Origin of the sequence: Amycolatopsis sp. Poz14 (genome assembly GCF_006704225.1) — a bacterium.
Classification (GTDB): Bacteria; Actinomycetota; Actinomycetes; order Mycobacteriales; family Pseudonocardiaceae; genus Amycolatopsis; species Amycolatopsis nivea.
Map to the genome: position 1 here is coordinate 7,849,107 of NZ_JACLHD010000001.1, position 22,674 is coordinate 7,871,780.

The 22,674-nt window shown below is 70.2% G+C and carries 22 protein-coding genes and 1 pseudogene; 9 read left to right on the plus strand and 14 right to left on the minus strand.

What is annotated here, in order from left to right:
* Positions 1-9: 9 nt before the first annotated feature.
* Positions 10-426 (plus strand): pyridoxamine 5'-phosphate oxidase family protein, encoded by a 417-nt coding sequence (locus tag FKO37_RS36380; RefSeq protein WP_238607450.1) that lies wholly within the window; start codon positions 10-12, stop codon positions 424-426.
* Here the strand turns inward: FKO37_RS36380 and FKO37_RS36385 are convergent.
* Complete coding sequence (locus FKO37_RS36385) at positions 389-793, minus strand: hypothetical protein (protein WP_238607451.1); 405 nt, start codon at positions 791-793, stop codon at positions 389-391. The genes FKO37_RS36380 and FKO37_RS36385 overlap by 38 nt on opposite strands.
* A gap of 101 nt (positions 794-894) precedes the next feature.
* On the opposite strand from FKO37_RS36385, the gene FKO37_RS36390 reads away from it, so the two are divergent.
* Positions 895-1,314, plus strand: a complete 420-nt coding sequence (locus tag FKO37_RS36390; protein ID WP_238607452.1) for a Rieske (2Fe-2S) protein — start codon at positions 895-897, stop codon at positions 1,312-1,314.
* 48 nt (positions 1,315-1,362) lie between these two features.
* On the opposite strand, the gene FKO37_RS36395 is transcribed toward FKO37_RS36390, so the two are convergent.
* Complete coding sequence (locus tag FKO37_RS36395) at positions 1,363-1,818, minus strand: PTS glucose transporter subunit IIA (protein ID WP_037818962.1); 456 nt, start codon at positions 1,816-1,818, stop codon at positions 1,363-1,365.
* A complete protein-coding gene (locus FKO37_RS36400) occupies positions 1,815-2,051 on the minus strand; it encodes a glucose PTS transporter subunit EIIB (RefSeq protein ID WP_037818963.1) in 237 nt (78 codons plus the stop codon). The genes FKO37_RS36395 and FKO37_RS36400 overlap by 4 nt, the downstream gene beginning before the upstream one ends.
* Before the next feature lie 245 nt (positions 2,052-2,296).
* Between FKO37_RS36400 and FKO37_RS36405 the strand changes: the two genes are divergently transcribed.
* The 5 genes from FKO37_RS36405 (at position 2,297) to FKO37_RS36425 (ending at position 7,061) form a co-directional block, all read left to right on the plus strand.
* Positions 2,297-3,094, plus strand: a complete 798-nt coding sequence (locus FKO37_RS36405) for a GntR family transcriptional regulator (protein WP_037818964.1) — start codon at positions 2,297-2,299, stop codon at positions 3,092-3,094.
* Positions 3,091-4,329 (plus strand): PTS transporter subunit EIIC, encoded by a 1,239-nt coding sequence (locus FKO37_RS36410; protein ID WP_238607453.1) that lies wholly within the window; start codon positions 3,091-3,093, stop codon positions 4,327-4,329. The genes FKO37_RS36405 and FKO37_RS36410 overlap by 4 nt, the downstream gene beginning before the upstream one ends.
* A gap of 28 nt (positions 4,330-4,357) precedes the next feature.
* Entirely contained in the window at positions 4,358-4,627 is a 270-nt protein-coding gene (locus FKO37_RS36415; protein ID WP_037818967.1) for an HPr family phosphocarrier protein, read from the plus strand.
* Positions 4,628-4,752: 125 nt separating this feature from the next.
* Entirely contained in the window at positions 4,753-5,568 is an 816-nt protein-coding gene (locus FKO37_RS36420) for a serine hydrolase (RefSeq protein WP_238607454.1), read from the plus strand.
* Positions 5,565-7,061, plus strand: coding sequence for an alpha/beta hydrolase (locus tag FKO37_RS36425; RefSeq protein WP_238607455.1), 1,497 nt, complete (start codon positions 5,565-5,567; stop codon positions 7,059-7,061). The genes FKO37_RS36420 and FKO37_RS36425 overlap by 4 nt, the downstream gene beginning before the upstream one ends.
* On the opposite strand, the gene FKO37_RS36430 is transcribed toward FKO37_RS36425, so the two are convergent.
* The 8 genes and pseudogenes from FKO37_RS36430 to FKO37_RS36465 form a co-directional block, all read right to left on the minus strand.
* A complete protein-coding gene (locus FKO37_RS36430; RefSeq protein ID WP_238607456.1) occupies positions 7,058-8,002 on the minus strand; it encodes a D-2-hydroxyacid dehydrogenase family protein in 945 nt (314 codons plus the stop codon). The two genes, FKO37_RS36425 and FKO37_RS36430, sit on opposite strands and share 4 nt — an antisense overlap.
* A gap of 25 nt (positions 8,003-8,027) precedes the next feature.
* Positions 8,028-8,591: pseudogene (locus tag FKO37_RS36435) on the minus strand (GrpB family protein); the annotation flags it as partial.
* A gap of 44 nt (positions 8,592-8,635) precedes the next feature.
* Complete coding sequence (locus tag FKO37_RS36440) at positions 8,636-9,502, minus strand: shikimate dehydrogenase (RefSeq protein ID WP_308196566.1); 867 nt, start codon at positions 9,500-9,502, stop codon at positions 8,636-8,638.
* On the minus strand, positions 9,486-11,834 hold the full coding sequence (mltG, locus tag FKO37_RS36445; RefSeq protein ID WP_304512211.1) for an endolytic transglycosylase MltG: 2,349 nt from the start codon (positions 11,832-11,834) through the stop codon (positions 9,486-9,488). The genes FKO37_RS36440 and mltG overlap by 17 nt, the downstream gene beginning before the upstream one ends.
* Complete coding sequence (gene ruvX / locus FKO37_RS36450) at positions 11,831-12,331, minus strand: Holliday junction resolvase RuvX (protein WP_037818975.1); 501 nt, start codon at positions 12,329-12,331, stop codon at positions 11,831-11,833. The genes mltG and ruvX overlap by 4 nt, the downstream gene beginning before the upstream one ends.
* A complete protein-coding gene (gene alaS, locus FKO37_RS36455) occupies positions 12,321-14,984 on the minus strand; it encodes an alanine--tRNA ligase (RefSeq protein ID WP_238607458.1) in 2,664 nt (887 codons plus the stop codon). The genes ruvX and alaS overlap by 11 nt, the downstream gene beginning before the upstream one ends.
* 79 nt (positions 14,985-15,063) lie before the next feature.
* Positions 15,064-15,357, minus strand: coding sequence for a hypothetical protein (locus FKO37_RS36460; RefSeq protein ID WP_037818978.1), 294 nt, complete (start codon positions 15,355-15,357; stop codon positions 15,064-15,066).
* Entirely contained in the window at positions 15,354-15,758 is a 405-nt protein-coding gene (locus FKO37_RS36465) for a DUF948 domain-containing protein (protein ID WP_037818980.1), read from the minus strand. Before FKO37_RS36465 ends, FKO37_RS36460 begins: the two co-directional genes overlap by 4 nt.
* Positions 15,759-15,913: 155 nt before the next feature.
* Here FKO37_RS36465 and FKO37_RS36470 point away from each other — a divergent pair, with 155 nt between their 5' ends.
* On the plus strand, positions 15,914-16,819 hold the full coding sequence (locus tag FKO37_RS36470) for a hypothetical protein (RefSeq protein ID WP_238607459.1): 906 nt from the start codon (positions 15,914-15,916) through the stop codon (positions 16,817-16,819).
* On the opposite strand, the gene FKO37_RS36475 is transcribed toward FKO37_RS36470, so the two are convergent.
* Positions 16,809-17,660, minus strand: coding sequence for an NAD(P)-dependent oxidoreductase (locus FKO37_RS36475; protein WP_238607460.1), 852 nt, complete (start codon positions 17,658-17,660; stop codon positions 16,809-16,811). The genes FKO37_RS36470 and FKO37_RS36475 overlap by 11 nt on opposite strands.
* A gap of 1,256 nt (positions 17,661-18,916) precedes the next feature.
* Complete coding sequence (locus tag FKO37_RS36485; protein ID WP_037818985.1) at positions 18,917-20,299, minus strand: replication-associated recombination protein A; 1,383 nt, start codon at positions 20,297-20,299, stop codon at positions 18,917-18,919.
* A 78-nt stretch (positions 20,300-20,377) separates the two neighbouring features.
* Between FKO37_RS36485 and FKO37_RS36490 the strand changes: the two genes are divergently transcribed.
* Positions 20,378-21,133 (plus strand): metallophosphoesterase, encoded by a 756-nt coding sequence (locus tag FKO37_RS36490; RefSeq protein ID WP_037818986.1) that lies wholly within the window; start codon positions 20,378-20,380, stop codon positions 21,131-21,133.
* Here FKO37_RS36490 and FKO37_RS36495 read toward each other — a convergent pair.
* On the minus strand, positions 21,099-21,950 hold the full coding sequence (locus FKO37_RS36495) for an SGNH/GDSL hydrolase family protein (protein WP_043838274.1): 852 nt from the start codon (positions 21,948-21,950) through the stop codon (positions 21,099-21,101). The genes FKO37_RS36490 and FKO37_RS36495 overlap by 35 nt on opposite strands.
* Between the last annotated feature and the right edge of the window lie 724 nt (positions 21,951-22,674).

Sequence of the window (22,674 nt, forward strand, 5' to 3'; positions counted from 1 at the left end):
ATCCCAGCCATGAGCACGCTGACCGACCATGATCTCGAGTTCCTCCGCCGTCCCCTGCACGGCTTCCTGACCGTCGCCGCCGGACCGCGGCCGCCGCAGCCCCGGCCGGTGTGGTTCGAGGCCGCCGACGACGGGACGATCCAGCTGTTCACCGCGCCGGACTCGGCGAAGATCCGCCAGCTGCGCGAGGATCCGCGCGCATCGATCGTCGTCGCGGCTCCGGTCGGGGAACCGGAGCGCTGGGTGTCCGTCGCCGGGCGCGTCACGATCGAGGCCGACGGCGGGCACGACCTCGCCCGCAGGCTCGCCGCCCGGTACTGGGACCTCAGCACCGACGAGGGCACGGCCGGGCTCAAGATCCTCGAAGAGCTGCCGCAGGTCCGGATCGTCATTCACCCGGAGAAAGTGCACCGCTACGCGTTCTGACCCGTCCGCGGACCTCCCGCACCAGCAGCACCAGACCGCAGACCACGCACACCGCTTCGGTGATCACGCCCCAGTACTCGTACTGGCTGTTGAACTGGTCGCGCACGCCGTAGAAGCCGACCGTCACCGACAGCAGGTACGCCAGCAGTGTCACGCCGCCGAAGCCCAGCGTGAAGAACGCTGGCAGCCAATGCCGCCAGGCGAGCAGCGCGATCGCGATCACCACGCCAGCGACGCCGTTCACCAGGAAAAGCGGCCCCACCACCGGGATGTCCGCGTAGCCGCTGCCCCAATACAGATAGAAGTGGATCGCCGCCGAGCCCGCCAGGCCAGCCGCGCCGAGTGCGCGCGTCCAGGTCGTCAGCATGGGCGTCTCCTTCCGTGCGGAAAGCCGGATACGGACTACACGCACGGAAGGCCGCGGCGGTTCACGGGCAACTCGGACCGCCGCGGTTCGTTGCACTGGGCATGACTGCCGAACTGCACTCCCGCCGCGCCGCCCTCGCCTGCGGGGCGACCGTCGCGGGCACCGTCACCCTCGCCGCGTGCGGGGCCGGGGGCCAAGAGCCCAAGTCGGCCCCGCCGAAGCCGGGCGGGAAGGTGATCGCACTGGCGGAAGTGCCGGTGGGACAAGCGAAATACGCGAAGCTGATGAACGGCGACAACGTGGTCGTCGCGCAGCCGACGGCGGGGAAGGTCGTCTGTTTCAGCGCCGTCTGCACGCATCAAGGCTGCGAAGTGAACCCGCCGCAGAACGGCCAGGTGCGCTGCCCTTGCCACGGTTCGGTATTCGACGCGTTGACCGGCGCGGTGAAGCAGGGACCGGCGAGCATGCCACTGGCCGCAGTGCCGGTGAAGATCCAGAACGGGGACATCGTCTCCGCATGACCGGAATCGCCCTTTGTGGACGCTCACCGTCCACAAAGGGCGTTCGGCTCAATCGTTCCAGGTGAAAAGCTCGTCCCCGGCGGCGACCGTGCGGCCGCCCTCGAGGCCGGCGAGGACGTCGGCGGACGCGTCGAGCCCGACGACCGGGACGATCGGCGAGTAGCCCTTGGCGGCGACCGCCTCCGGGTCCCAGCCCACGATCGGCTGGCCCGCCCGCACCTTCTCGCCCTTGACGACGTGCAGGGTGAACCCCTCGCCCTTTTCCTTGACCGTGTCGATGCCGAGGTGCACGAGCACCGCGCGGCCGTCCTCAGTGGCCACGACGTACGCGTGCGGGTGCAGCGTCACCACGGTCCCGTCGACCGGGGCGACCGCGTCGGCGCGGCCGCCGGACGGCTTCACCGCGATGCCGGGGCCGACCATCGCCTCGGCGAACACCGGGTCCGGCACCTCGGTGATCGCGACGACCTCGCCGGCGACCGGGCTCAGGATCGGCAGGCTCACATCAAGTCCTCGATGTCGCTGGCGATGGTGTCCGCCTCCGGGCCGACGATGACCTGGACCGCCGAGCCCATCTTCACGACGCCCATCGCGCCGGCCGACTTCAGCGCGGCTTCGTCCACCAGGGACATGTCCTCGATCTCGCACCGCAGCCGCGTGATGCAGCCCTCGATCTCGACGAGATTGTCCGCGCCGCCGAGCGCCGCGAGAATCTTTTCCGGCCTGTCATCCGCCATCGCGGCCTCCTCGTATCCCGTTGGTTTTCCACCTGGAACAGGTGCGCTCCGCCACCATTACTACGCCGTTTGCCACGTTGCCGAGCGAGCCCGGCCACGAACGGATAACGGTGGTTGACACCTGCTCGCGCTGCGGAGCATCCTGCCCCATCAGATCATTGGTCTAGACCGGAACGTACCAATCTTCCGGCGCGGACGCGAGCACCGGCCCCGGTGCGCGAGAAGCGAGGGAGGGTGACACCGAGATGAGTGCGGCCGCGCACATTCCGCCGTCCGACCCCGCCGACCGCGTCGTCAACGGGCCGACCCCGAAGCACGCCCAGCTGCGGGAGATCCTGCGCCGCCTGGTGGAGCGCGAGCTCCCGCCGGGCTCGCCGATCCCGTCCGAGCGAGAGCTCGCGCAGCACTACGGCGTTTCGAGGCTCACCGTCCGCTCGGCGATCGGGAAGCTCGTCGAGGAAGGACTGCTGGCCCGGGTCAGGGGCAAGGGCACCTTCACCGCCGCCCGGCGGATGGAACTGCAGGTGTACCTGATGTCGTTCACCGACGACATGCGCCGGCGCGGGCTCACCCCGACCACCGAAGTGATCTCGACCTCGACCGAGGTCCCGCCGGTGACTTCGGCGCACGCGCTCGGCCTCGCCGAGGGCGTGGCGGCGCACCGGCTCGTGCGGCTGCGGCGCGCCGACGGCGTCCCGCTGGCCGTGGAGCGCGGCTGGTACCACGCGGGCCGGACTCCCGGCCTGCTCGACCTCGACCTGACCCGTTCGCTGTACGCCCAGCTGGCCGACGCGTTCTCGCTCCGGCCGGACCAGGCGTACCAGACGGTGTGGGCCGAATCCGCGGACCGCGAAACGGCGCGCCTGCTCGGCATGCGCACCGGCAGTCCGCTCCTGGTGTTCCGCCGGGTTTCCAGCTCCGGCGGCGAACCGGTCGAGGACATGACGTCCTGGTACCGGGGCGACCACTACCAGGTGACCATGCAGCTGGACCGGAACTCCCCGGGTTCCGGCGACCAACCCCACAATGGAGGTATCCGATGAGCGCCACCACCGCGGCTGGGGCCAGCGGGAAGAAGAAGGGCGGCGGCCTTGCCGGGCTGCAGCGCTTCGGCCGCAGCCTCATGCTGCCGATCGCCACGCTGCCCGCGGCCGGTCTGCTGAACCGGCTCGGCCAGGACGACGTCCTCGGCAAGGACGGCCTGAACTGGGGCAAGGCCGCCGACGTGATCGGCGCGGCGGGCGGCGGCATCTTCGACTGGCTGCCGCTGATCTTCGCGATCGGCATCGCGGTCGGCTTCGCCCGCAAGGGCGACGGGTCGACCGCCGTCGCGGCCGTCATCGGCTGGGTCGTGTTCAACAAGGTGATCCAGGCGATCGCCCCGATCAAGAGCCAGCAGGGCTACAAGCCCGGCTGGGACCTCGCGCCGATCCACTGGCCCTACAGCGTGCTGACCGGCATCGTGTCCGGCATCGTGGCGGCCCTGCTGTGGCAGCGCTACCACCGGATCAAGCTGCCGTCCTGGCTGGCCTTCTTCGGCGGCCGCCGGTTCGTGCCGATCATCACCGCGCTGGCGATGATCGTGCTCGGCGTGATCTTCGGCCTGCTCTTCAAGTACGTCGACCAGGGCATCACCTCGGCGGGCGAGGCCGTCGTCGGCTCGCCGGTCCTCGGCGGCGGCATCTACGGCCTGCTCAACCGCCTGCTCATCCCGATCGGCCTGCACCAGCTGCTGAACGTGCCGGTGTGGTTCATCTTCGGCGGCGGCGACCTCACCAACTTCTTCCACCACGTGCAGGGCTCCGGCGCGTTCATGACCGGGTTCTTCCCGATCATGATGTTCGCCCTCCCGGCGGCGGCGTTCGCGATCGTGCACACCGCGCGTCCCGGCCAGCGCAAGCTCGTCGGCAGCATCATGATCTCGGCCGCGCTCACCGCCTTCATCACCGGCGTCACCGAGCCGATCGAGTTCGCGTTCATGTTCGTCGCGTGGCCGCTGTACATCTTCCACGCGGTGATGACCGGCGTCTCGCTCGCGGTCTGCAACGCGCTGGGCATCCACCTCGGCTTCTCGTTCTCCGGCGGCGCGATCGACTTCGCGCTGAACTCGTCGCTGGACACCGCGCACAAGGCGTGGCTGCTGATCCCGATCGGGCTCGTGTTCGCCGTGATCTACTACGTCGTGTTCCGCGTCGTGATCACCAAGTTCAACCTGCGCACGCCGGGCCGCGAGGACGACTCGATCGAGGGCGACCTCGAGCGCACGGCCGCGAAGTAACACCCGAGAAAAGCAAGAGAGGTACACCATGCCGGAGAAACGCGTCACCGTGGCCAGCAAGGTGGGGCTGCACGCCCGGCCGGCCGCACTGGTCGCCAAGGCGGCCGCGGCCCAGCCCGTCGCGGTCCAGATCGCCAAGGACGGCGGCGACCCGGTGGCCGCCGGCAGCGTCCTCAACCTGATGACCCTCGCCGCCGCGTACGGCGACGAGGTCGTCATCAGCGCCGAGGGAGACGGTGCCGAGGCGGCGGTCGAGGCCGTCGCCGAGCTGGTCGCCACCGATCTCGACGCTCAGTAGCGATACCGCTCCACGGGGAAAACACGAACCGTGCGGGGCTCCCGGACTTCCGGAGCCCCGCACGGTTCGTTCGCGTCAGGGCACTGCGGAACAGCCCGGCGGCGGGTCCTATTACGCTGGCGGGCATGGAGAGTCTGCGCCTGATCGACGAGTGGCCAGTGGACAACGCCGCGGCCGGGGCGGTCTCCGCTTCCGGCGAGGTGCGCGGACGCCACGGCGACCCGGCCCGCCCGTTCCGGCTCGCGTCGGTCACCAAACTGCTCACCGCCTACGCCGCGCACATCGCGATCGAAGAGGGCGTCGTCGAACTCGACACGCCTGCCGGGCCGGAAGGCTCCACCATCGCGCATCTGCTCGCGCACACCTCCGGGCTCGCCTTCGACGCGCACAAGGCGATGGCCGAGCCGGGCACGCGCAGGCTGTACTCCAACGCCGGGTTCGAGGAACTCGCCGACGCGCTGGCCGAGCACTCCGGCATCGCCTTCGCCGAGTACCAGCGGGAAGCGCTTTTCGAACCGCTGGGCATGACGTCGACCCGGCTGGACGGCTCCCCCGCCGCCGGCGCTGTGTCCACATTGGACGATCTGCTCCGGTTCGCCGCGGAACTGCAGGCACCCAAGCTGCTCGCGCCGGAAACCCTCAGCGCGGCCACGGAAATCGCGTTCCCCGGCCTGAACGGCGTGCTGCCCGGCTTCGGGCACCAGAAGCCGAACGACTGGGGCCTCGGCTTCGAGTTGCGCGACCACAAGAGCCCGCATTGGACCGGCGCGAACAGCTCGCCGCGCACGTTCGGTCACTTCGGGCAGTCCGGCACCTTCCTGTGGGTGGACCCGGAAGCGGGACACGCCTGCGTCGCGCTCGCCGACCGTTCGTTCGGGCCGTGGGCGGCGCAAGTGTGGCCGCCGTTCACTGACGCCGTGCTGGCGGAACTCTCCGCGTGAGACTCCGGTGGGCGCTGGCCGCTCTGCTGCTCGTCGCGGGTTGTTCCGCGCCGGCCGCGCAAACCCAAGCGCCCCAAGCATTGCCCGCCCCGGACGCGCCGCTTCCGTTGGGCACCAACGGTGCCGCGGCACCGAAACTCGACTGGGCACCGTGTCACGGCGGTTTCCAGTGCGCGTCGGCACCGGTTCCGTTGAGCTACCGCGAACCAGGCGGCGCGAAGCTGAATCTCTCGGTGATCCGCATGCCCGCCACCGATCCCGCGCATCGCGTCGGGTCGCTGATGATCAATTTCGGCGGGCCGGGCACTGACGGCGTCGGCGAGCTGATGCGGTTCGGCCCGCGATATCCCGAAGAGCTGCGGGCCAAGTTCGACCTGGTGAGCTTCGATCCGCGCGGAATCGGCGGCAGCGCCCCGGTGCAGTGCCCGGGGACGCCGCCCGCGGCCGGTTCGCCGCTGCGGGACAGCGCGGCGTTCTGGACCGCCAGCGCGGCCGTCGGCAAGGCGTGCGCAGCGGGCACCGGTGCGGAGCTGTCGCACCTGTCGACGGCGAATGTCGCGCGGGACATGGATTTGCTGAGGCAGGCACTGGGCGAGCAGCAGCTGAACTTCTACGGCTATTCCTACGGCACGTATCTCGGCGGCACCTACGCGAACCTGTTCCCCGGCAAGCTGCGCGCGATGGTCCTCGACGGAACGCTCGACCTCGTCGCCAACTCCACCGGACAGCCGGGTCAGCAGCACAAACCGGTCGACGTGCGCGCCGACGTCGCGACTGCCCAGCAACAGGAACTCGAAGCGTTCTTCGCTGCCTGCAACGCGGCAGGCCCGGGCAAATGCGCGTTCGCCGGAGGTGACCTGAAGCAGAAATTCGCCGCGGTGTTCGCCCGTCTGACGCACGGTCCGGTCGGCGGCATGACGGTGGCGTCGCTGATGGAAACAATCGACCGGGCGCTGTATCAGTCGTCCCGGTGGCCGCGGCTGGCGAAGACGCTCGCCGCGCTCGTGCCGTCGTCGCCAGTCTCTCCCGTGCCCGTGCTGGATCCGCGCGTGCCGACGCATTCGCCCGGGTTCCTGGCGGTGCAGTGCCTGGACAGCGAACTGCCGCAGGACACCGCCAAGTACGCCCAACTCGCTGCGGACGAGGCGAAACGGCAGCCGTATTTCGGTGTCGCGCCAGTGTTTTCGATGGCGCAGTGCGTCGGCTGGCCCGCCCGGGACGAAGACCGGTATCTCGGACCGTGGAACCGGCCGCGGCAGCATCCGATCCTGATCCTCGCCAACCGGAACGACCCGGTCACCCCGCTCGCCAACGCCCAGGCCACCGCACGGGAACTCGGCGACGGTCACGTGGTCGTGGTCGACGGTGCCGGACACACCACGCTCGACGTGCCCAGCACAGCCGCTTCCGCAGCGATGGCACGGTATTTCACTGATCTGACCGTGCCTCCGGACGGGACGGTCTACCCGCCGGAGGTCCGGCCGTTCCCCTAGCCGTTCAGCACGTTGATCGGCTCGCCCGCTTGGAACGCGGCGATGTCCTCGACCGCACCGCCGTAGAAGATCTCGTACGTTTCCCGGCTCACGTAACCGATGTGCGGCGTCAGGATCGCGTTGTCCAACGTCCGCAGCGGGTGATCCGCGGGCAGCGGCTCCACGTCGTAGACGTCCAGGGCGGCCGCCGCGATCTCCTTGCCGCGCAACGCCTCCACCAGTGCCGATTCGTCGACAATCGGCCCCCGCGAGGTGTTCACCAGGAGCGCGGTCGGCTTCATCGCGGCAAGTTCGGCAGCACCGACCAAACCGCGAGTGCGCTCGGACAGGACCAAGTGGACTGACAGCACATCGGACTGCGCGAACAGGTCCTCTTTGGACACTGCCGTGACGCCGTGCTCGGCCGCCCGCTCCGGAGTGAGGTTCTGGCTCCACGCAATCGGTTTCATCCCGAACGCCTGGCCGATCCGCGCGACCTCGGCTCCCAGCCTGCCGAGCCCGAGCAGCCCGAGCGTCTTGTCCCGCAACGCCATCCCGAGACCGACCTGCCAGCCGCCCTCGCGCATCGAACGGAACTCGAGCGGCAGATTGCGCGCACCGGCCAGGATGAGCGCCCACGCGTGTTCGACCGTCGGCGCGGCGAGCGCCCCGGTCGCGGACACCACGACACCGCGGCGCTTCGCCGCGTCCAGATCGATCGCCGCGTTCCGCCGGCCGGTGCTCACCAGCAGTTTCAGCTCCGGCAGCCGGTCGAACACCGCGGCCGGGAACGGCGTGCGCTCGCGCATCGCGACCACGACGTCGAACCCGGCCAGCCGCGCGACGACCTCGTCCGGCCCGGCGAACGGCTCGGTGAACACCTCGATCTCCGCCCCGAGCGGCTCCCAGTCCGCACACTGGAGAGCCACGTTCTGGTAGTCGTCGAGGATCGCGATCTTCATGCCGCCCACCGTAACCCGCGGGTCAGGCGTTGCGCGCCCGCTCGATGATCTCGTCGATCACATCGTTCTTCGCGTCGGCGTAGTTCTGCACGTACTCCCAGACCTGCGCGGCGAGTTCCCGCTTCTTCGCCAGGTACAGCGCCAGTTCCTCCGGATGGCTGCGCAGCCGGTCGCGGAACAGCCGGTAGCGCTCGGTCTGGCCGTTGCCGGGCGAATGGACGTGCAGGTTGATGTTCGTGTCCGGACCCTTGAACAGGCGGTGTTTCTCCCAGTCCGGCTCGCGGATCACCAGCCGGTAGCCCGCCGCTTCGAGGTCGGGGACGTACGCGTCCTCGTCGTCCGAATCCGGCACTTCGAGCAGAATGTCGACGATCGGTTTGGCGGCGAGCCCCGGCACCGAGGTGGAGCCGACGTGTTCGAGCACGAGCACGCGATTCCCGAGCGCCGCGCGGATCCGCTGTTCCTCGCGTTCGTAGAGCCGCGGCCATTCCGGGTCGTACTCGGCGAGCGTGACGGTGGTGCCGAGTTTAGGTGCCTCGCCAACCCACGCCGCTTGGATTTCTTTCTCGCCGAACTGTTGCCTGGTCACCGTGATTCCCCCTGTTGCTGGCTGAAAAGCAGCCCGCCAGGATATCAGGAGATCGGCAGCGGCAGGATGTTTCCGCTCGCCTCGCGCAGCGCCGCCCGCATTTCCGCACGCGGCGCCGGTTGCCCGGTGAAGTGCTCCGCTTGCCCGAATGCCTGGTGCAGCAACATGTCGAGCCCGGTCGCGATCCGTCCGCCGCGCTGTTCGACCGCCTCGGCCAGCGGCGTCGGCCACGGGTGGTAGATCACGTCGAGCACGCTGCCGATCCGGGACAGCTCCGCGAGATGCGGCACGACCGCGTCCGGCGGCACCGTGTTGACCAGCACTGCCGTGCGGTCCGCCAGCTCCGCGAAGTCCGTATCGGACCACCGCAGCACGTCGACAGCGAGGCCCGCGCGCTTGGCCGCGTCCACGGTTTCCGAAGCCCGCGCCGGTTCCCGCACCACCAAACGCACCGTCGCGACGCCGAGCGCGGCCAATCCGACCACCGCGGCCGCAGCCGTCCCGCCCGCTCCGAGCACCACCGCCTGATCGCTCGCGGACGGCGAGTAGCCGCCGGCGTAGCGCAGGGCTCCGGTCACTCCGTCGACGTCGGTGCAGTCGGCGAGCCAGCCGTCCGGACGCCGCACGAGCGTGTTCGCCGCACCGACCGCGGCCGCGCGCGGAGTGACCTCGGCGGCGTGGTCGAGCGCGGCCCGCTTGCCCGGCATGGTGACCGAAAGGCCGACCCACTCGGGACCGAGCCCGTCGACGAAGCCAGGCAGCTCGTCGGCGTCGGTCTCGACCCGGTCGTAGGTCCAGCCGTCCAGCCCCAGCGCCGCGAACGCCGCGCGGTGCAGCACCGGCGACAGCGAATGCGCCACCGGCTTGCCCAGCACCGCCGCGCGACGCGGCCGGTCACTTGATGACGCCACGCTGCTCCGCCAGGGTCCTGTTCGCGTTGTGCTGGTCGTTCGTGACCGCGAAGCAGGAATGCCCGTCCTTCTCGCACTTCACGAAGTACACCCAGTCGCCGGGGGTCGGGCTGACCGCGGCCTTGATCGCGTCCATGCTGGGCACCGCGATCGGCGTCGGCGGGAGACCGTAGTTGGCGTAGGTGTTGTACGGTCCCGCTTTCGCCCGGTCCTCGGGTTTGGTGAGCAGCGTCGGGCGGTCCAGCACGTAGTTGACCGTGGAGTCCAGCTGCAGCCGGATGCGCTGCGTGAGCCGGTTGTAGATCACGCGCGAAATCTTGCCGAAGTCCGGCTTGATCGCCTCGCGTTCGATGAGCGACGCGATGATCAGCGTCTCGTACGGCGATTTCCCCGGCCCGGTGTTCTGCGCGGTGAGCCCGGCCGCCTGGATCGAATCGGCCGACTGCTTCACCAGGTCGGTGATCAGCTCGGTCGCGCTCCAGCCGGGTTTGACGTCGTACACGCCGGGAGCGATCAGGCCTTCGAGCCGTTTGTCCTTGCTCAGCGCCTTGCCCGCGTCGGCCAGCGCCCACTCCGGCGCGCCGAGCGCCTTGAGGTCGGCGTCGGCGACGGTCTTGCGCAGCTGGTCGACCGGAATGCAGGTGCTCTTGCCGTTCAAAGTCGCGCACGAGGCCTTCGACATCAGGCTGAACACGCCCGGCGTGACCTTGCCGTCGGGCTGGGTGATGTCGTCGAACTGGGTGTAGGGCCGGATTTCCAGCCGCCCGACGCGCGCGGCAGGCGAGGTGATGAGGTCGACCGCGTTCTCGCCGGACATGTGCTGGCGCAGCAGGTAGTAGCCCTGCTGGATCTTGCTCAGCGCGGTGTTTTCCGCGCCCGCCTTCACGAACGCCCGGGAACTCGCGACCACGCCCGCGTCGGTGAGCTTCGCGCCGATCGCGGACGTCGTGTCGCCCTGTTCGACCTGCACGAGCGCGTCGCCTTCGCCGGAACCGTCGAAGTCCGCGTAGCCGAAGATCTTCTGGTACCCGAAATACGCGCCGCCGCTGAGCAGGACGAGCACGAGCACCGCGGCGATCCAGCCGATCGCGCGCTTGCGCTTCTTGCGGGGCTTCTTCGCGGGCGGCTCGTCGACCGGCGGCTCGGCCCCGTCTTCGGGGTAGCCGTCCTCGTCGTAGCCGTCGTAGTCCTCGTCGTAGTCCTCGTACTCGCCGTATTCGTCGTACTCGTCCTCGAAGAGGCCGTCGATCGGCTGCTCGTCCGGGTGCTCCGGTTCGTGCGCCGCGGCGGGCACGGCCGGGATCACTTCGGTGGGCTGCTCGACCGGCTGCCGGCGCGGCGGCTGGCTGCGCGGATCGCGCGGCATCGACGCGTCCGCGAAACGCGGGTCGCGCGGCATGGAAGCCTCGGCGAACCGGGGATCCGGCGGCATCGACGCATCGGCGAACCGGGGATCGCGCGGCATCGAGGCCTCGGCGAACCGCGGGTCCGGCGGCATCGACGCATCGGCGAACCGGGGATCCGGCGGCATGGAGCCGTCCGGCGGCGGAGCGGGAGCGCGCCGGACCGGAGGGGGCGGCGGCATCTCCGGCGCCCGGCGACGGCCAGGCGCGGCAGCTTCCGCGGGCAGCTCGACATCGTCCCGGCGACGACGGCCGGACGGCGGCTCGACATCAACGGGCGGCGGAATGTCCTCGCGCCGACGGCGACGGCCAGCCGGAGGATCGACCGGCGGCGGCGCGTCCTCAAGCCGGCGACGGCCTGCCGGAGCGTCGACCGGCGGAACGTCCTCGCGGCGACGGCGTCGACCGGCGGGCGGCTCGGCCTCCGCGGGCGGCAGGTCGTTCCCGGCCACCGGTACCTCGTCCGGAGTTATGCGGCGCGGCCGGGCGCGGGGAAGGTCGTCGGCCGCGTGCGGCGGCAAGTCCCAGTTCTCCGTCGACCGCTTCGGCCGGTCCTGCGGCGCGACCGGACGGCGCCGCCGGGTCGGCGGAGCGTCGGCGGCCGGGCCACGGGGCGGTTCGGCCGGAGGCATTGCGTCCGGCGCGACGCGACGGGGCGGTTCGCCGGCGGGGCGAGGGGTTCCCTCGGGTGCGCGCCGGCGTCCTTCCGCAGGACGCTGAGGCACGTCGCCACGCGGACGTCGTCGTTCGCCAGGCGGCATGCCTTCCGGCATCGCGCGGCGAGGAGGTGCTTCGTCTTCGGGCTCGCGTCGCCTGCGCCGTCCGCCGGGAGCGCCGGTACCCGCCGCGGGGTCCGGCACGTCCGGGTTGTCGGGGTTGCGCAGCCGACGGCGGCCACCCGGATTGCCGGGGCCGCGGGGGTCGGTCATGAGTCGCCTTTCCGGGCGCGGTGCGCGGCGGCGGCGTCGAGCCAGGCTTGCAGGATCTCGACTGCCGCTGCCTGGTCCACCACGGCGCGCTGCTTGCGTCCCTTGACCCCCCGCTGGGACAGCATTCGCGACGCGGTGACCGTCGTCAACCGCTCGTCTGCCAGCCGCACGGGCACGTCCCCCACGCGCCCGGCGAGCTTGTCCGCATACGCGAGCGCGATGTCCGCGGCCGCGCCCTGCCGGTTCGCCAGCGTCCTCGGCAAGCCCACGATCACCTCGACCACCTCGTGTTCGGTGACGAGATCGGCAAGCCGGTCCAGATCGCTGTCGTCCTTCGCATCACGGGAGAGGGTAACGAGCGGGCTCGCGAGCACGGGGGCGGGATCGCTGAGCGCGACCCCCACCCGGACAGACCCGACATCGACCGCGAGCCGCCTGCCCCGCCCCGGATCGGACTCGCCGGGCCGATCCGGGCCTCTCCGGGGGTTAGCGGCCAAGGTCCGCGACCGCCGCGCGCAGCGCCGTCACGGCCTGCTCCGCGCCCGCCGGGTTGCTGCCGCCGCCCTGGGCCATGTCCGGCTTGCCGCCGCCGCGCCCGCCGATCGCCCCGGCGAACGACGGCACGAGCTTGCCCGCCGCGATTCCCTTGTCGCGCGCCGCCGAGGTCGTGGCGACCACGAAGGCCACCTTCTCCCCCGAGGGCGCGAACAGCGCGACGACCCCGGCGCGGTCGCCGAGACGCCCGCGGATGTCCGAGGCGAGCGCGCGCAGGCCGTTGCCGTCGACGTCCGGCACGACCTCGGCGACCACCGAGACTCCGGAGACGTCCTGCGCCTTGTCCGCCAGCGCGCCGGCCGAGCCGAGCACCTGCTGCGTGCGCAGCTGCTCGATCTCCTTCTCGGCGTTCTTCAGCCGGGACAGCACGTCCTCGATCCGGCCGGGCAGCTCGTCCGACGGCACCTTGAACGTGTTCGCCAGCTGCGACACGAGCAGCTGCTCCTTGCGGACGTGCTTGAGCGCGTCCGGGCCGACCAGCGCCTCGACGCGGTGCACGCCGGAGCCGACCGACGCGTCCGACACCAGCTTGACCAGGCCCAGCTGGCCGATCCGGCCGACGTGCGTGCCGCCGCACAGCTCGCGGGAGTACTCGCCCATGTCGACGACGCGGACGTCGTTGCCGTACTTCTCGCCGAACAGCGCGACCGCGCCCAGCTCGAGCGCCTTGTCCTTGGTGGTGGTGTAGCTCTGCACCTCGACGTCGGTCTGCAGGTAGTCGTTCACTTCCTGCTCGACCTCGGTGAGGATGTCGGCCGACACCGCGCCCGGCGTGGTGAAGTCGAACCGCATCCGGCCCGGCGCGTTGAGCGAACCGGCCTGCGCCGCGCGCTTGCCGTACGCGCCGCGGACGGCCGCGTGCACGAGGTGCGTCGCCGAGTGCGAGCGCTCGATCGAGAGCCTGCGGTTCGCGTCGACCGACCCGGTGAGCCGGGTGTCGATCCCGACCTCGCCCTGGGTGACCTCGACGCGGTGCACGAACAGGCCCGGCACGATCTTCTGCACGTCGAGCACCTTCAGCTCGACGCCGTCGCCGACCAGCACGCCGGTGTCGGCGATCTGCCCGCCGCTCTCGGCGTAGAACGGGGTGCGGTCGAGCACCAGCTCCGCCTTGCGGCCCGCGGCGACACTGCGCACCGGCAGGCCGTCCTCGAGCAGGCCGACGACCTTCGCGTCCGCCTGCAGTTCGGTGTAGCCGAGGAACTCGGTTTCGCCGTGCTGCTCCAGCACCTTGCGGTACTCGGACAGGTCGCCGTGGCCGCTCTTGCGCGACGCCGCGTCCGCCTTGGCGCGCTTGCGCTGCTCCTCCATGAGCGTGCGGAACCCGGCCTCGTCGACGGTCAGGCCCTGCTCGGACGCCATCTCCAGCGTCAGGTCGATCGGGAAGCCGTAGGTGTCGTGCAGCTGGAACGCCTTGTCGCCGGCGAGCACGTCGCCGCCGCCCTTCTTCGTCTCGGCCGCGGCCAGGTCGAAGATGCGCGAACCGCTGGTGAGGGTGGCGAGGAACGCCTCCTCCTCGACGCGCACGACCTCGGAGATCCGGTCGAACCCGCTGAGCAGCTCGGGGTAGGTCGGGCCCATGGTCTGGCTGACGACCTTCGCGAACTCCTGCAGCACCGGCTCCTGCACGCCCAGCAGGCGCGTGGAGCGCACGATGCGGCGCAGCAGGCGGCGCAGCACGTAGCCGCGGCCGTCGTTGCCGGGGGTGACGCCGTCGCCGATCAGCAGCACGCCGGTGCGCGCGTGGTCGGCGATGACGCGGAAGCGCACGTCGTCGGCGTGGTTGGCGCCGTAGCGGCGGCCGGAGAACTCCTCGGCGCGGCCGATCACCGGGCGCACCAGGTCGGTCTCGTACACGTTCTCGACGCCCTGCAGGATCGTCGCGACGCGCTCGACGCCCATGCCGGTGTCGATGTTCTTCTTCGGCAGCTCGCCGATCGGCGGGTGGCCCAGCTTCGGGCTCTGGTCGCCGCGGACGTCCTGCATGAAGACGAGGTTCCAGATCTCGATGTAGCGGTCCTCGTCGGCGACCGGGCCGCCCTCGCGGCCGTACGCCGGGCCGCGGTCGTAGTAGATCTCCGAGCACGGGCCGCCGGGACCGGGCACGCCCATGTCCCAGTAGTTGTCCTTGCCGTCGCGGACCTGGATCCGCTCGCTGGGCAGGCCGGTGAGCTTGCGCCACAGCCCGGCCGCCTCGCTGTCCTTCTCGTAGACGGTCGCCCAGATCCGGTCCGGGTCGAGGCCGAAGCCGCCGTCGTCCTGGGACTTGGTGATCAGCTCCCAGGCGTTCTCGATCGCGCCTTCCTTGAAGTAGTCGCCGAACGAGAAGTTGCCCGCCATCTGGAAGAACGTGTTGTGCCGGGTGGTCTTGCCGACCTCGTCGATGTCCGGCGTGCGCACGCACTTCTGCACCGAGGTCGCGCGCGGGTAGGGCGGCGGGGCCTCGCCGAGGAAGTACGGCTTGAACTGGACCATGCCCGCGTTGACGAACAGCAGGTTCGGGTCGTCGAGGATCAGCGGGGCGCTCGGCACGCGCGTGTGGCCCCTGCTCTCGAAGTGGCGCAGGAAACGGTCGGTGATCTCGTGTGTGTCCACGGGTACGTCCTTGTGCTGGAACCCGGCTTCGGCCGGGGAAAGGAAACGGGGGTCGGAGGCGGCGGAAGGCGCGCGGAGATCAGCCCTCCGCCCGGCGAGCTCGCCGGGCGGGGCGACGTGCGGCGTGCCTGCCCGAAGGCGGCGCGACGGCGGTCCGCTCCTCGACCATGTCGTGCAGCTCCTGTTCCCGTTCGTTCATCCCGGCGCGCACCTCGGCGCCGAAAGAACCGACGGCGCCCGCGAGTTCCCGCACGGCGTCGCCCAAGTTCGATGCTAACCCGGCAGGCGTGGCCTGACGAGCGGTTTCGCTCGCCTTGCGGCTCAGCGCGACTCCCGCGACGACCCCGACCCCGAGCCAGAACAGCCGCTTCACTTCTTCCCCCGGCGGGCCGGGCGCTGCGCCTTCGAGGCCTTGGCTTCCTGCTTCTTGCGGCGCGCGCGGATGGCTTTGCTGATGCCGTAGGAAAGCGCGGCGGTCTTCACCAGCGGGCCGCCGAGCGTCGCGGTGAAGACCGACGAGAGCGCCGAGACGTTGCCGCTGACCGCCTGCGCGTTCGAGGTGATCCCGTCGACCCGCTCGAGCTGCGTGTTGACGTGCGTGATCGTCTCGTTGGCCCCGATCAGGATCGGGTCGCTGTTCTCGTGCGCCTTGCGGATCGCGATCGTCGCCTCGTCCAGCGTGCGGCCGAGCTTGAGCAGCGGGATCGCCAGCAGCAAGACCAGCAGTACGAAAGCTCCTGCGGCGATCAGCGCGGCGATCTGCCCTGCCGACACGGGCCCTCCTCGGGTGGTGCGGGGTCTTAGGTGGTGTGAGGTTACCGCCTGCGGCGCTTCTCGGCGGGGACCCCCCGCCGCAGTGGTCACCCAGCGCAGTCGCCGTCGCGGAAAACAGTTCGCGCCGGGAGGGTCCGAGCTGGTCTGCTCGTTCCATGGACTCCTCGAACGGACGCGGGCCGCTCCCCCGCGTGCTGGCCGGGCCGGGCGGCCCCGCCGCCGACGTGCTCGCCGGCCTTCCCGGCGCGGACCTCACCACGCTGCAACTGGAAGTGGCTCGCCGCCGGGCCGCGAAACTGCGCGGGCCGGACGTCCTGCGCCGCTACCGCGAGGACCGCTTCACCACCCCCGCGCCCTTGCCGTTCGAGGTTCTGCGGCAGGTCGAAGACTCCCTGCTTTCCGCCGCGCCGCCGGAATTCGATCGAGTGACCCTCTCCCCGGTTACCCCGCTCGGCACGCATTCCACAGTGGCCGGACTGGCCCAGCACCGCGTCGTCCCCACTGGACGCGGCACAGAAGTCGCCGCGGACCCGACGAACGGCCTCGCGCTCGAAGCAGCAGTCCGCCGCACCGGTTCCGCACCGGTGCGCCTCACCACCGTGCAACGCGTCGTCCGAGCCCAGCTTCCGGCCCCCGGTCTCTTCGCGCACTTCTCCCTGTTCGCCGCCATCACCGCCGGTCGCGACCGAGGCAGCCTGTCCTTCGAACGCGAACACCTGATTGAGCACGCGCAGCTGCTCACTACAGCCGTGCGCGCCGCCGGTGCCCGCGCGGCAGGCTTCGAAGTGACCACTTTGGACACCCGCTTCGCCGATTTCGCCGCCTCGGTGCGGGAATCCTTGCCCGACGTGGCTGTTTCCAACACACCGGACCGCGCAATGGGCCGCGATTACTACTTCGGCCTCTGCTTCACCGTCACCGCAGACTTCGGCTCCGGCCTTGTCCCCGTCGGCGATGGCGGCTTCACCCCGTGGACCGCACGGTTGCTCGGCAACGCGAAGGAACGCCTGCTCGTCTCCGGCATCGGCGTCGACCGTGTCGCGTCATTGCTCAACGCTTGACGATCCCCTCGTACACCGCCGCCATGTCGTCCTCGCCATGCCCCGCCTCGACCGCAGACTCCAGATGCGCCAACGCAGCCGCCGCCCCGCCGACGTCGACCGCATGCCCCGCAGCCTCGACGACAAGCCGCGCGTCCTTCGCCGCGAGCGACGCCGGAAAACTGGTCGGATACTCGCCGGACAGCATCATGGGTCCCTTCGCTCGCGCGTAAGGCACGTCGAACCCCGTGCCGCTCATGACGTCGAAGAATAACTGCGGATCCACCCCGAGCACCTTCGCGAGAGCGAGACTCTCCCCGGTACCGTTGGTGAGCGCGAGAATCCACGCGTTCATCACCAGCTTGAGCCGCGTCGCCGTACCAGGTTCGGTGCCGAGCCAGCGAGTCGTGGAACCAATCGCGTCGAACACCTCCGCCGCACCGTCGTGCACGTTGTCCGGCCCAGCCGCGAGCACCTGCAGCTTCCCCTGCTCGGCGGGTCCTTTCGTCCCCATCACCGGACAATCGACAAACGGCACCCCCGCCGCGACGGATGCCTCAGCAAGCCGATCAGCCCACTCGACCCCGACAGTGCTGGTCTGCAACCAAATAGTCCCCGGTTCGAGGGAGAGCCCGCGAAACACCTCAGCAACCGCAGGCCCGTCGGAGAGCATGGTGACCAGGAAATCGGCCCCCTTGACCGCCTCGCCAGGCGACCCGACAACGGTGACCCCGTCCGCGACAAGCGGCTCAGCCTTGGCCCGAGTCCGGTTCCAAGCCCGCACGGTCACCCCAGCACGAGCAAGATTGGCGGCCATCGGACGGCCCATGATCCCGGTACCGAGAAATGCGACTGTGGTCATCCGGCCATCGTGCCGCCAGACCCAAACCTCGGCAGGATGACCGCCCCGCCGCTGTCCTGAGGGCCACCCTGAGGAACTCTGATTCCGTCAGGGCCCCCTCACGACCAGCCACCGACGGTGAGGGGCCCCTTCACGGACCTAGATTCCCTCAAGGAGCCCTTCACGGACCACCCTCGCCGCAGCCCCCGCCAGCGATGCGCCCCAATGCGGCATTGGGTGCATCTCACGCACCGAACGCCACATTGGGTGCGTCCCACGCACCCAATGCCACATTGGGGCGCAAGCCCCGCCCGAAAACCCGCAGCCCATGCACTCAACCGTCGAGGCACCCAGCAACACCCCCGCAGCCGATGCACCCGCTATCGAGCCACCCAGCCCCACCGCAGCCGATGCACCCGCTATCGAGGCACCCAGCCCCACCCCGCAGCCGATGCACCCAACGAGCGAGGCACCCAGCCCTCCCCCAACCCCGATACGAAGCTCCCCTGCGGTTCGGGGGTGCTTGTCAAGGCATCTTTCCCGCCTTGACAAGCACCCCCGAACCGTCAGCACAATCAACCTTCGGGGTGCCCCACGCAACCAAGGCAGGCAATGTCGCCGCCAGGCGACGAGCCGATCACCAACCCACCCCAACCCGCTCAGCAACCAACTCCGCAAACCCAGGAAACTCCCCCGGCACCAAGTCCCGAACCACCCCACCCCGAGCCCGAACGGCCCCAGCCCGCCGAACCCGAACAGTCACACACCCCGCCGCCCCGTCCTGCCAATGCCGAACCCCGGCAGGAACAGTCAGCACATCCCCCGGCTCACACAACACCGCATGCACCTCACGCCCAGCATGCAGATACCAAACCGCAGCCCCCCGAACGAAAAACCGATCCTCAACCCCACCCCAGCTGCGCTCCACCAGCGAGGTCTCCCCGCCAACCACATCCACCGACCCACCCCCCAGCGAGTCGATCAACTCCCGATACCGACCCACCAAGTCCCCATCGGAGCCGTCGGAGCCGTCAGAACCGTCCTCAACCAGGGGCCACCGAGCGAACCCAGCCCCCACCCGCCCCAACTCAGCGACAATCGCCCCAGTGTCCTCAGTCCGCAGCAGCACATGCCCAGGCTGGTCATCAGGCCAGACGGTCAACAACGTCATCGCCGCCCCCTCTCCTTGAAGAGGAGCAACCGACGAGACCCCCGAATGTTCCCCGGCCAGCGGAAGAAAGTGGCGACCTTCACTCACCGACCGCTGACCGGCACACTCACCCCTGCCGCTCGCCGCGGATCGTCCGCCGCAACCGAGGCACCCGCTCAGCCAGCGTCCGCTCCCCGCCACGCTGCGTAGGCTCGTAGTAATCCCGCCCCACCAGCTCGTCCGGCGGATACTGCTGGGCCAGCACCCCCTCCGGCACGTTGTGCGGATACCGGTACCCCTGAGCGTTGCCGAGTTGCTTCGCCCCCGCGTAGTGCCCGTCCCGCAGATGCGGCGGCACCGTCCCGATAGCCCCCGACCGAACGTCGCTCAACGCCGTATCAATGGCCGTGACCACCGCGTTCGACTTAGGCGCCGTAGCCAGATGGATCGTCGCCTGCGCCAACGCGAGCCGCCCCTCCGGCATCCCGATGAACTGCACCGCGTGCGCCGCCGCGACCGCCGCCTGCAACGCCGTCGGATCCGCCAGCCCGACGTCCTCGCTCGCGTGCACCACCAACCGCCGCGCGAGGAACCGGGGATCCTCCCCCGCCTCGATCATCCGCGCCAGGTAGTGCAACGCCGCGTCGACGTCCGACCCGCGGATCGACTTGATGAACGCACTGATCACGTCGTAGTGCTGATCACCGTCGCGGTCGTACCGCACCGCCGCCTTGTCCACAGTGGACTCGACAACGGCAAGGTCGATCGTCTTGTTCTCGGTAGCGGACGCGGCATCCGCGGCTGCCTCCAGCGCCGTGAGCGCACGGCGCGCGTCACCGCCGGCCAGCCGCACGAGGTGCGCCCGCGCATCATCCGTCAACGTGAGCTCGCCGCCAAGCCCGCGCTCGTCGGTCAGCGCTCGCTCCAGCACCGCGACGATGTCGTCGTCGGTGAGCGGCCGCAACTGCAGCACCAAGGACCGCGACAACAGCGGCGACACCACCGAGAACGACGGGTTCTCCGTGGTCGCCGCCACCAGCAGCACCGTGCGGTCCTCGACCGCGCCGAGCAGCGCGTCCTGCTGGGTCTTGGAGAACCGGTGCACCTCGTCGATGAACAGGACGGTGTTCTCGGTGTTGTACTGCCTGCGCCGCCGCGCCTCCTCGATGACGCCGCGCACCTCCTTGACGCCCGCCGACAGCGCGGACATCGCGACGAACCGGCGTCCGGTGGCGATCGACACCAGGTTCGCCAGCGTGGTCTTGCCGGTGCCGGGCGGGCCGTAGAGCAGCACGGACGCCGGAGCGGCCCCCTCGACCAGCCGGCGCAGCGGGGCCCCTTCGCGCAGCAGGTGCTGCTGCCCGACCACCTCGTCGAGCGTGCGCGGCCGCATCCGGACCGCGAGCGGCGACGTCGCCGGGTCGGCCTGCGGTTCGGCCTGGTTCGCTCCGGAGGGTTCCGGCGGCGGCCCCACGTCGGGGTTCACCGTGAAGAGTTCGTCCTGTGCCACGCCGACGACGGTATCCGACCACCCCGACAATCCCGCTCGCCCGGCCCCGCAGCGCCGCCGGAGGGGCAGACTGGGGCGATGGTCTCCTCGGTCGCGGTGCTGTCCGATATCCACGGCGTGCTGCCCGCGCTCGACGCGGTCCTCGCCGAACCCGACGTCCACGCCGCCGACCTGGTGGTCCTGTGCGGCGATCTCGCGGCCGGACCGCTGCCCCGGCAGACGCTCGACCGGCTGCTTTCGCTCCGCGACCGCGCGGTGTGGGTGCGCGGCAACGCCGATCGCGAACTCGTCACGCTCGCGGGCGGCGGCCCCACCAAGATCCCGGACCCGATCGGCCCGTGGGCGGCGACGCAGCTGCGGCCGGATCAGGTGGCGCTGCTCGACGGGTTGCCGTTGACGGTGACGCTCGAAATCGACGGGCTCGGCGAAGTGCTGTTCTGCCACGCCACTCCGCGCGACGACGAAGAAGTCGCGCTCGTGGACAGCCCGTTGTCGCGCTGGGCGGAGGTCTTGGACGGCGTCACGGCGGAGACGGTGGTCTGCGGGCACACCCACATGCCGTTCCTGCGATTGGCCGACCGCTGCCGGATCGTGAACCCCGGCAGCGTCGGAATGCCTTATGGCACAACGGGTGCACACTGGGCACGGCTCGGCCCTGGCGTCGAGTTGCGGCGTACTGCTTACGATGCGGAGGCCGTGTGCCGGGAGTTGGCGGAGACGTCGGAGTATCCCGGAATCGAGGACTGGAACGACTATTTCGTGCGGAATCCGGCGTCGGACGCGGAGGCGTTGCGGGTATTCAGCCCACGCGCTCGCGGAACGAGCGCCACATGATGACCGCGGCGTAAGGCAGGAACTCCCGGCCGCGCCGCCAGAGCCACGGCACGCCTTTGGCTACGAGCCAGCCGAAGTGCGCGGCTGCGCTTGGCTCGACTCCGCCGGAGCAGGTGAGGCTCACTGGTTGCGGCACCTCGAAACCGGCTGCTGCGGCTAGGTTTGCGAAGCCTTCGGCGAGCATGCGGTGGCCGAGTTCGGAGGGGTGCAGGCGGTCGACGCTCCAGACGGTGAGGTCGTAGGCGCCGGGGAGGGTGTCCAGGTTCAGGCAGGCGATGCCTTCTGTTTCCACTACTCGGTCGATTGCCTCGTTCAGTTCCGTTACGCGGGCGCTGAGGGCTCGCTTCAGGGACGGCGGGAGGCGGAAGACCTTGCTGTGGTCGTGGAAACGCACCGGGAGGACGGTGGTTCCGATCGCGGCCAGTTCGCGGACGATCGCGGTGAGGTCCGCTGCGATGGCGTCCGCGTTGAAGTCCGGGCGGAGGGTGTCGTTCATGCCTACTACGACCAGGGCGATGTCTGGGCGGTGGGCGATGGTTTGCGGGAGTTGGTCGGTGCGCACGCAGGACATGCGGGCGCCGGTGAACGACGGGTTCAGGTAGCCGTCTTCGGTGATGCCCAGGGCTTCCGCGACCAAGGGGCCCACGCCTCGCCAGCCGCCACGGTTGGGGAGGGGGTCGCCTAGGCCTACGGCGGTGGAGTCGCCTAGGACTGCTAGGCGGGTGGCTCGTCGGGGCTGGGTCTTGGGGCTGGGGGCTGGGGTTGGTTTTGCGGGTGGGGTGACTCCGACGCTGATCACGGTCACGACCAAGACCATCCGGTATTGAGGCTCACCGCTGGTGATGGGGAGGTAACGCGGTATGGACGGAGGTGGGAACTTCCGGTACTCGGGGGCTGGTTGGGGGTCTGTGCGGCGGCTCGTCGCCTGGCGGCGACATTGCCGTGGTGGTTGCGTGGGGCACCCCGAAGCTTGATTGTGCTGACGGTTCGGGGGTGCTTGTCAAGGCGGGAAAGATGCCTTGACAAGCACCCCCGAACCGCAGGGAGGCTTCGTATCGGGGTGCGCGGGAGGGGCTGGGTGCCTCGATGCTTGAGTGCATCGGCTGCGGGTAAGGGCTGGGTGCGCTGACCGTTGGGTGCACCGGCTGCGGGAGCGGCTGGGTGGCTTGATCGTTCCGTACGTCGGCTGCGGGAGCGGCTCGTGCATCGCTGCGGGGAGCGGCTGGCGCATCGATCGTTTAGTGCATCGGCTGCGGGGAGCAGTGGCGCCTCGGCGGTGGGCGCATCGGCTGCGGTTGGGCGGTGGAAGTGCGCAGTTTGGGGAGCTGGAGGCGGGGGTCGCGGGGGGTGCGGGTAGCGCCCCAATGTGGCATTGGGTGCGTGGGACGCACCCAATGTGGCGTTCGGTGCGTCTGACGCAACAAATGCCGCATTGGGGCGCATCGCGGCGGGTGCGGGCTGGCGGGTGGGCCGTGAAGGACTCCTTGAGGGAATCCAAGTCCGTGAAGGGGCCCCTCACGACCGGAGGCGGGTCGTGAGGG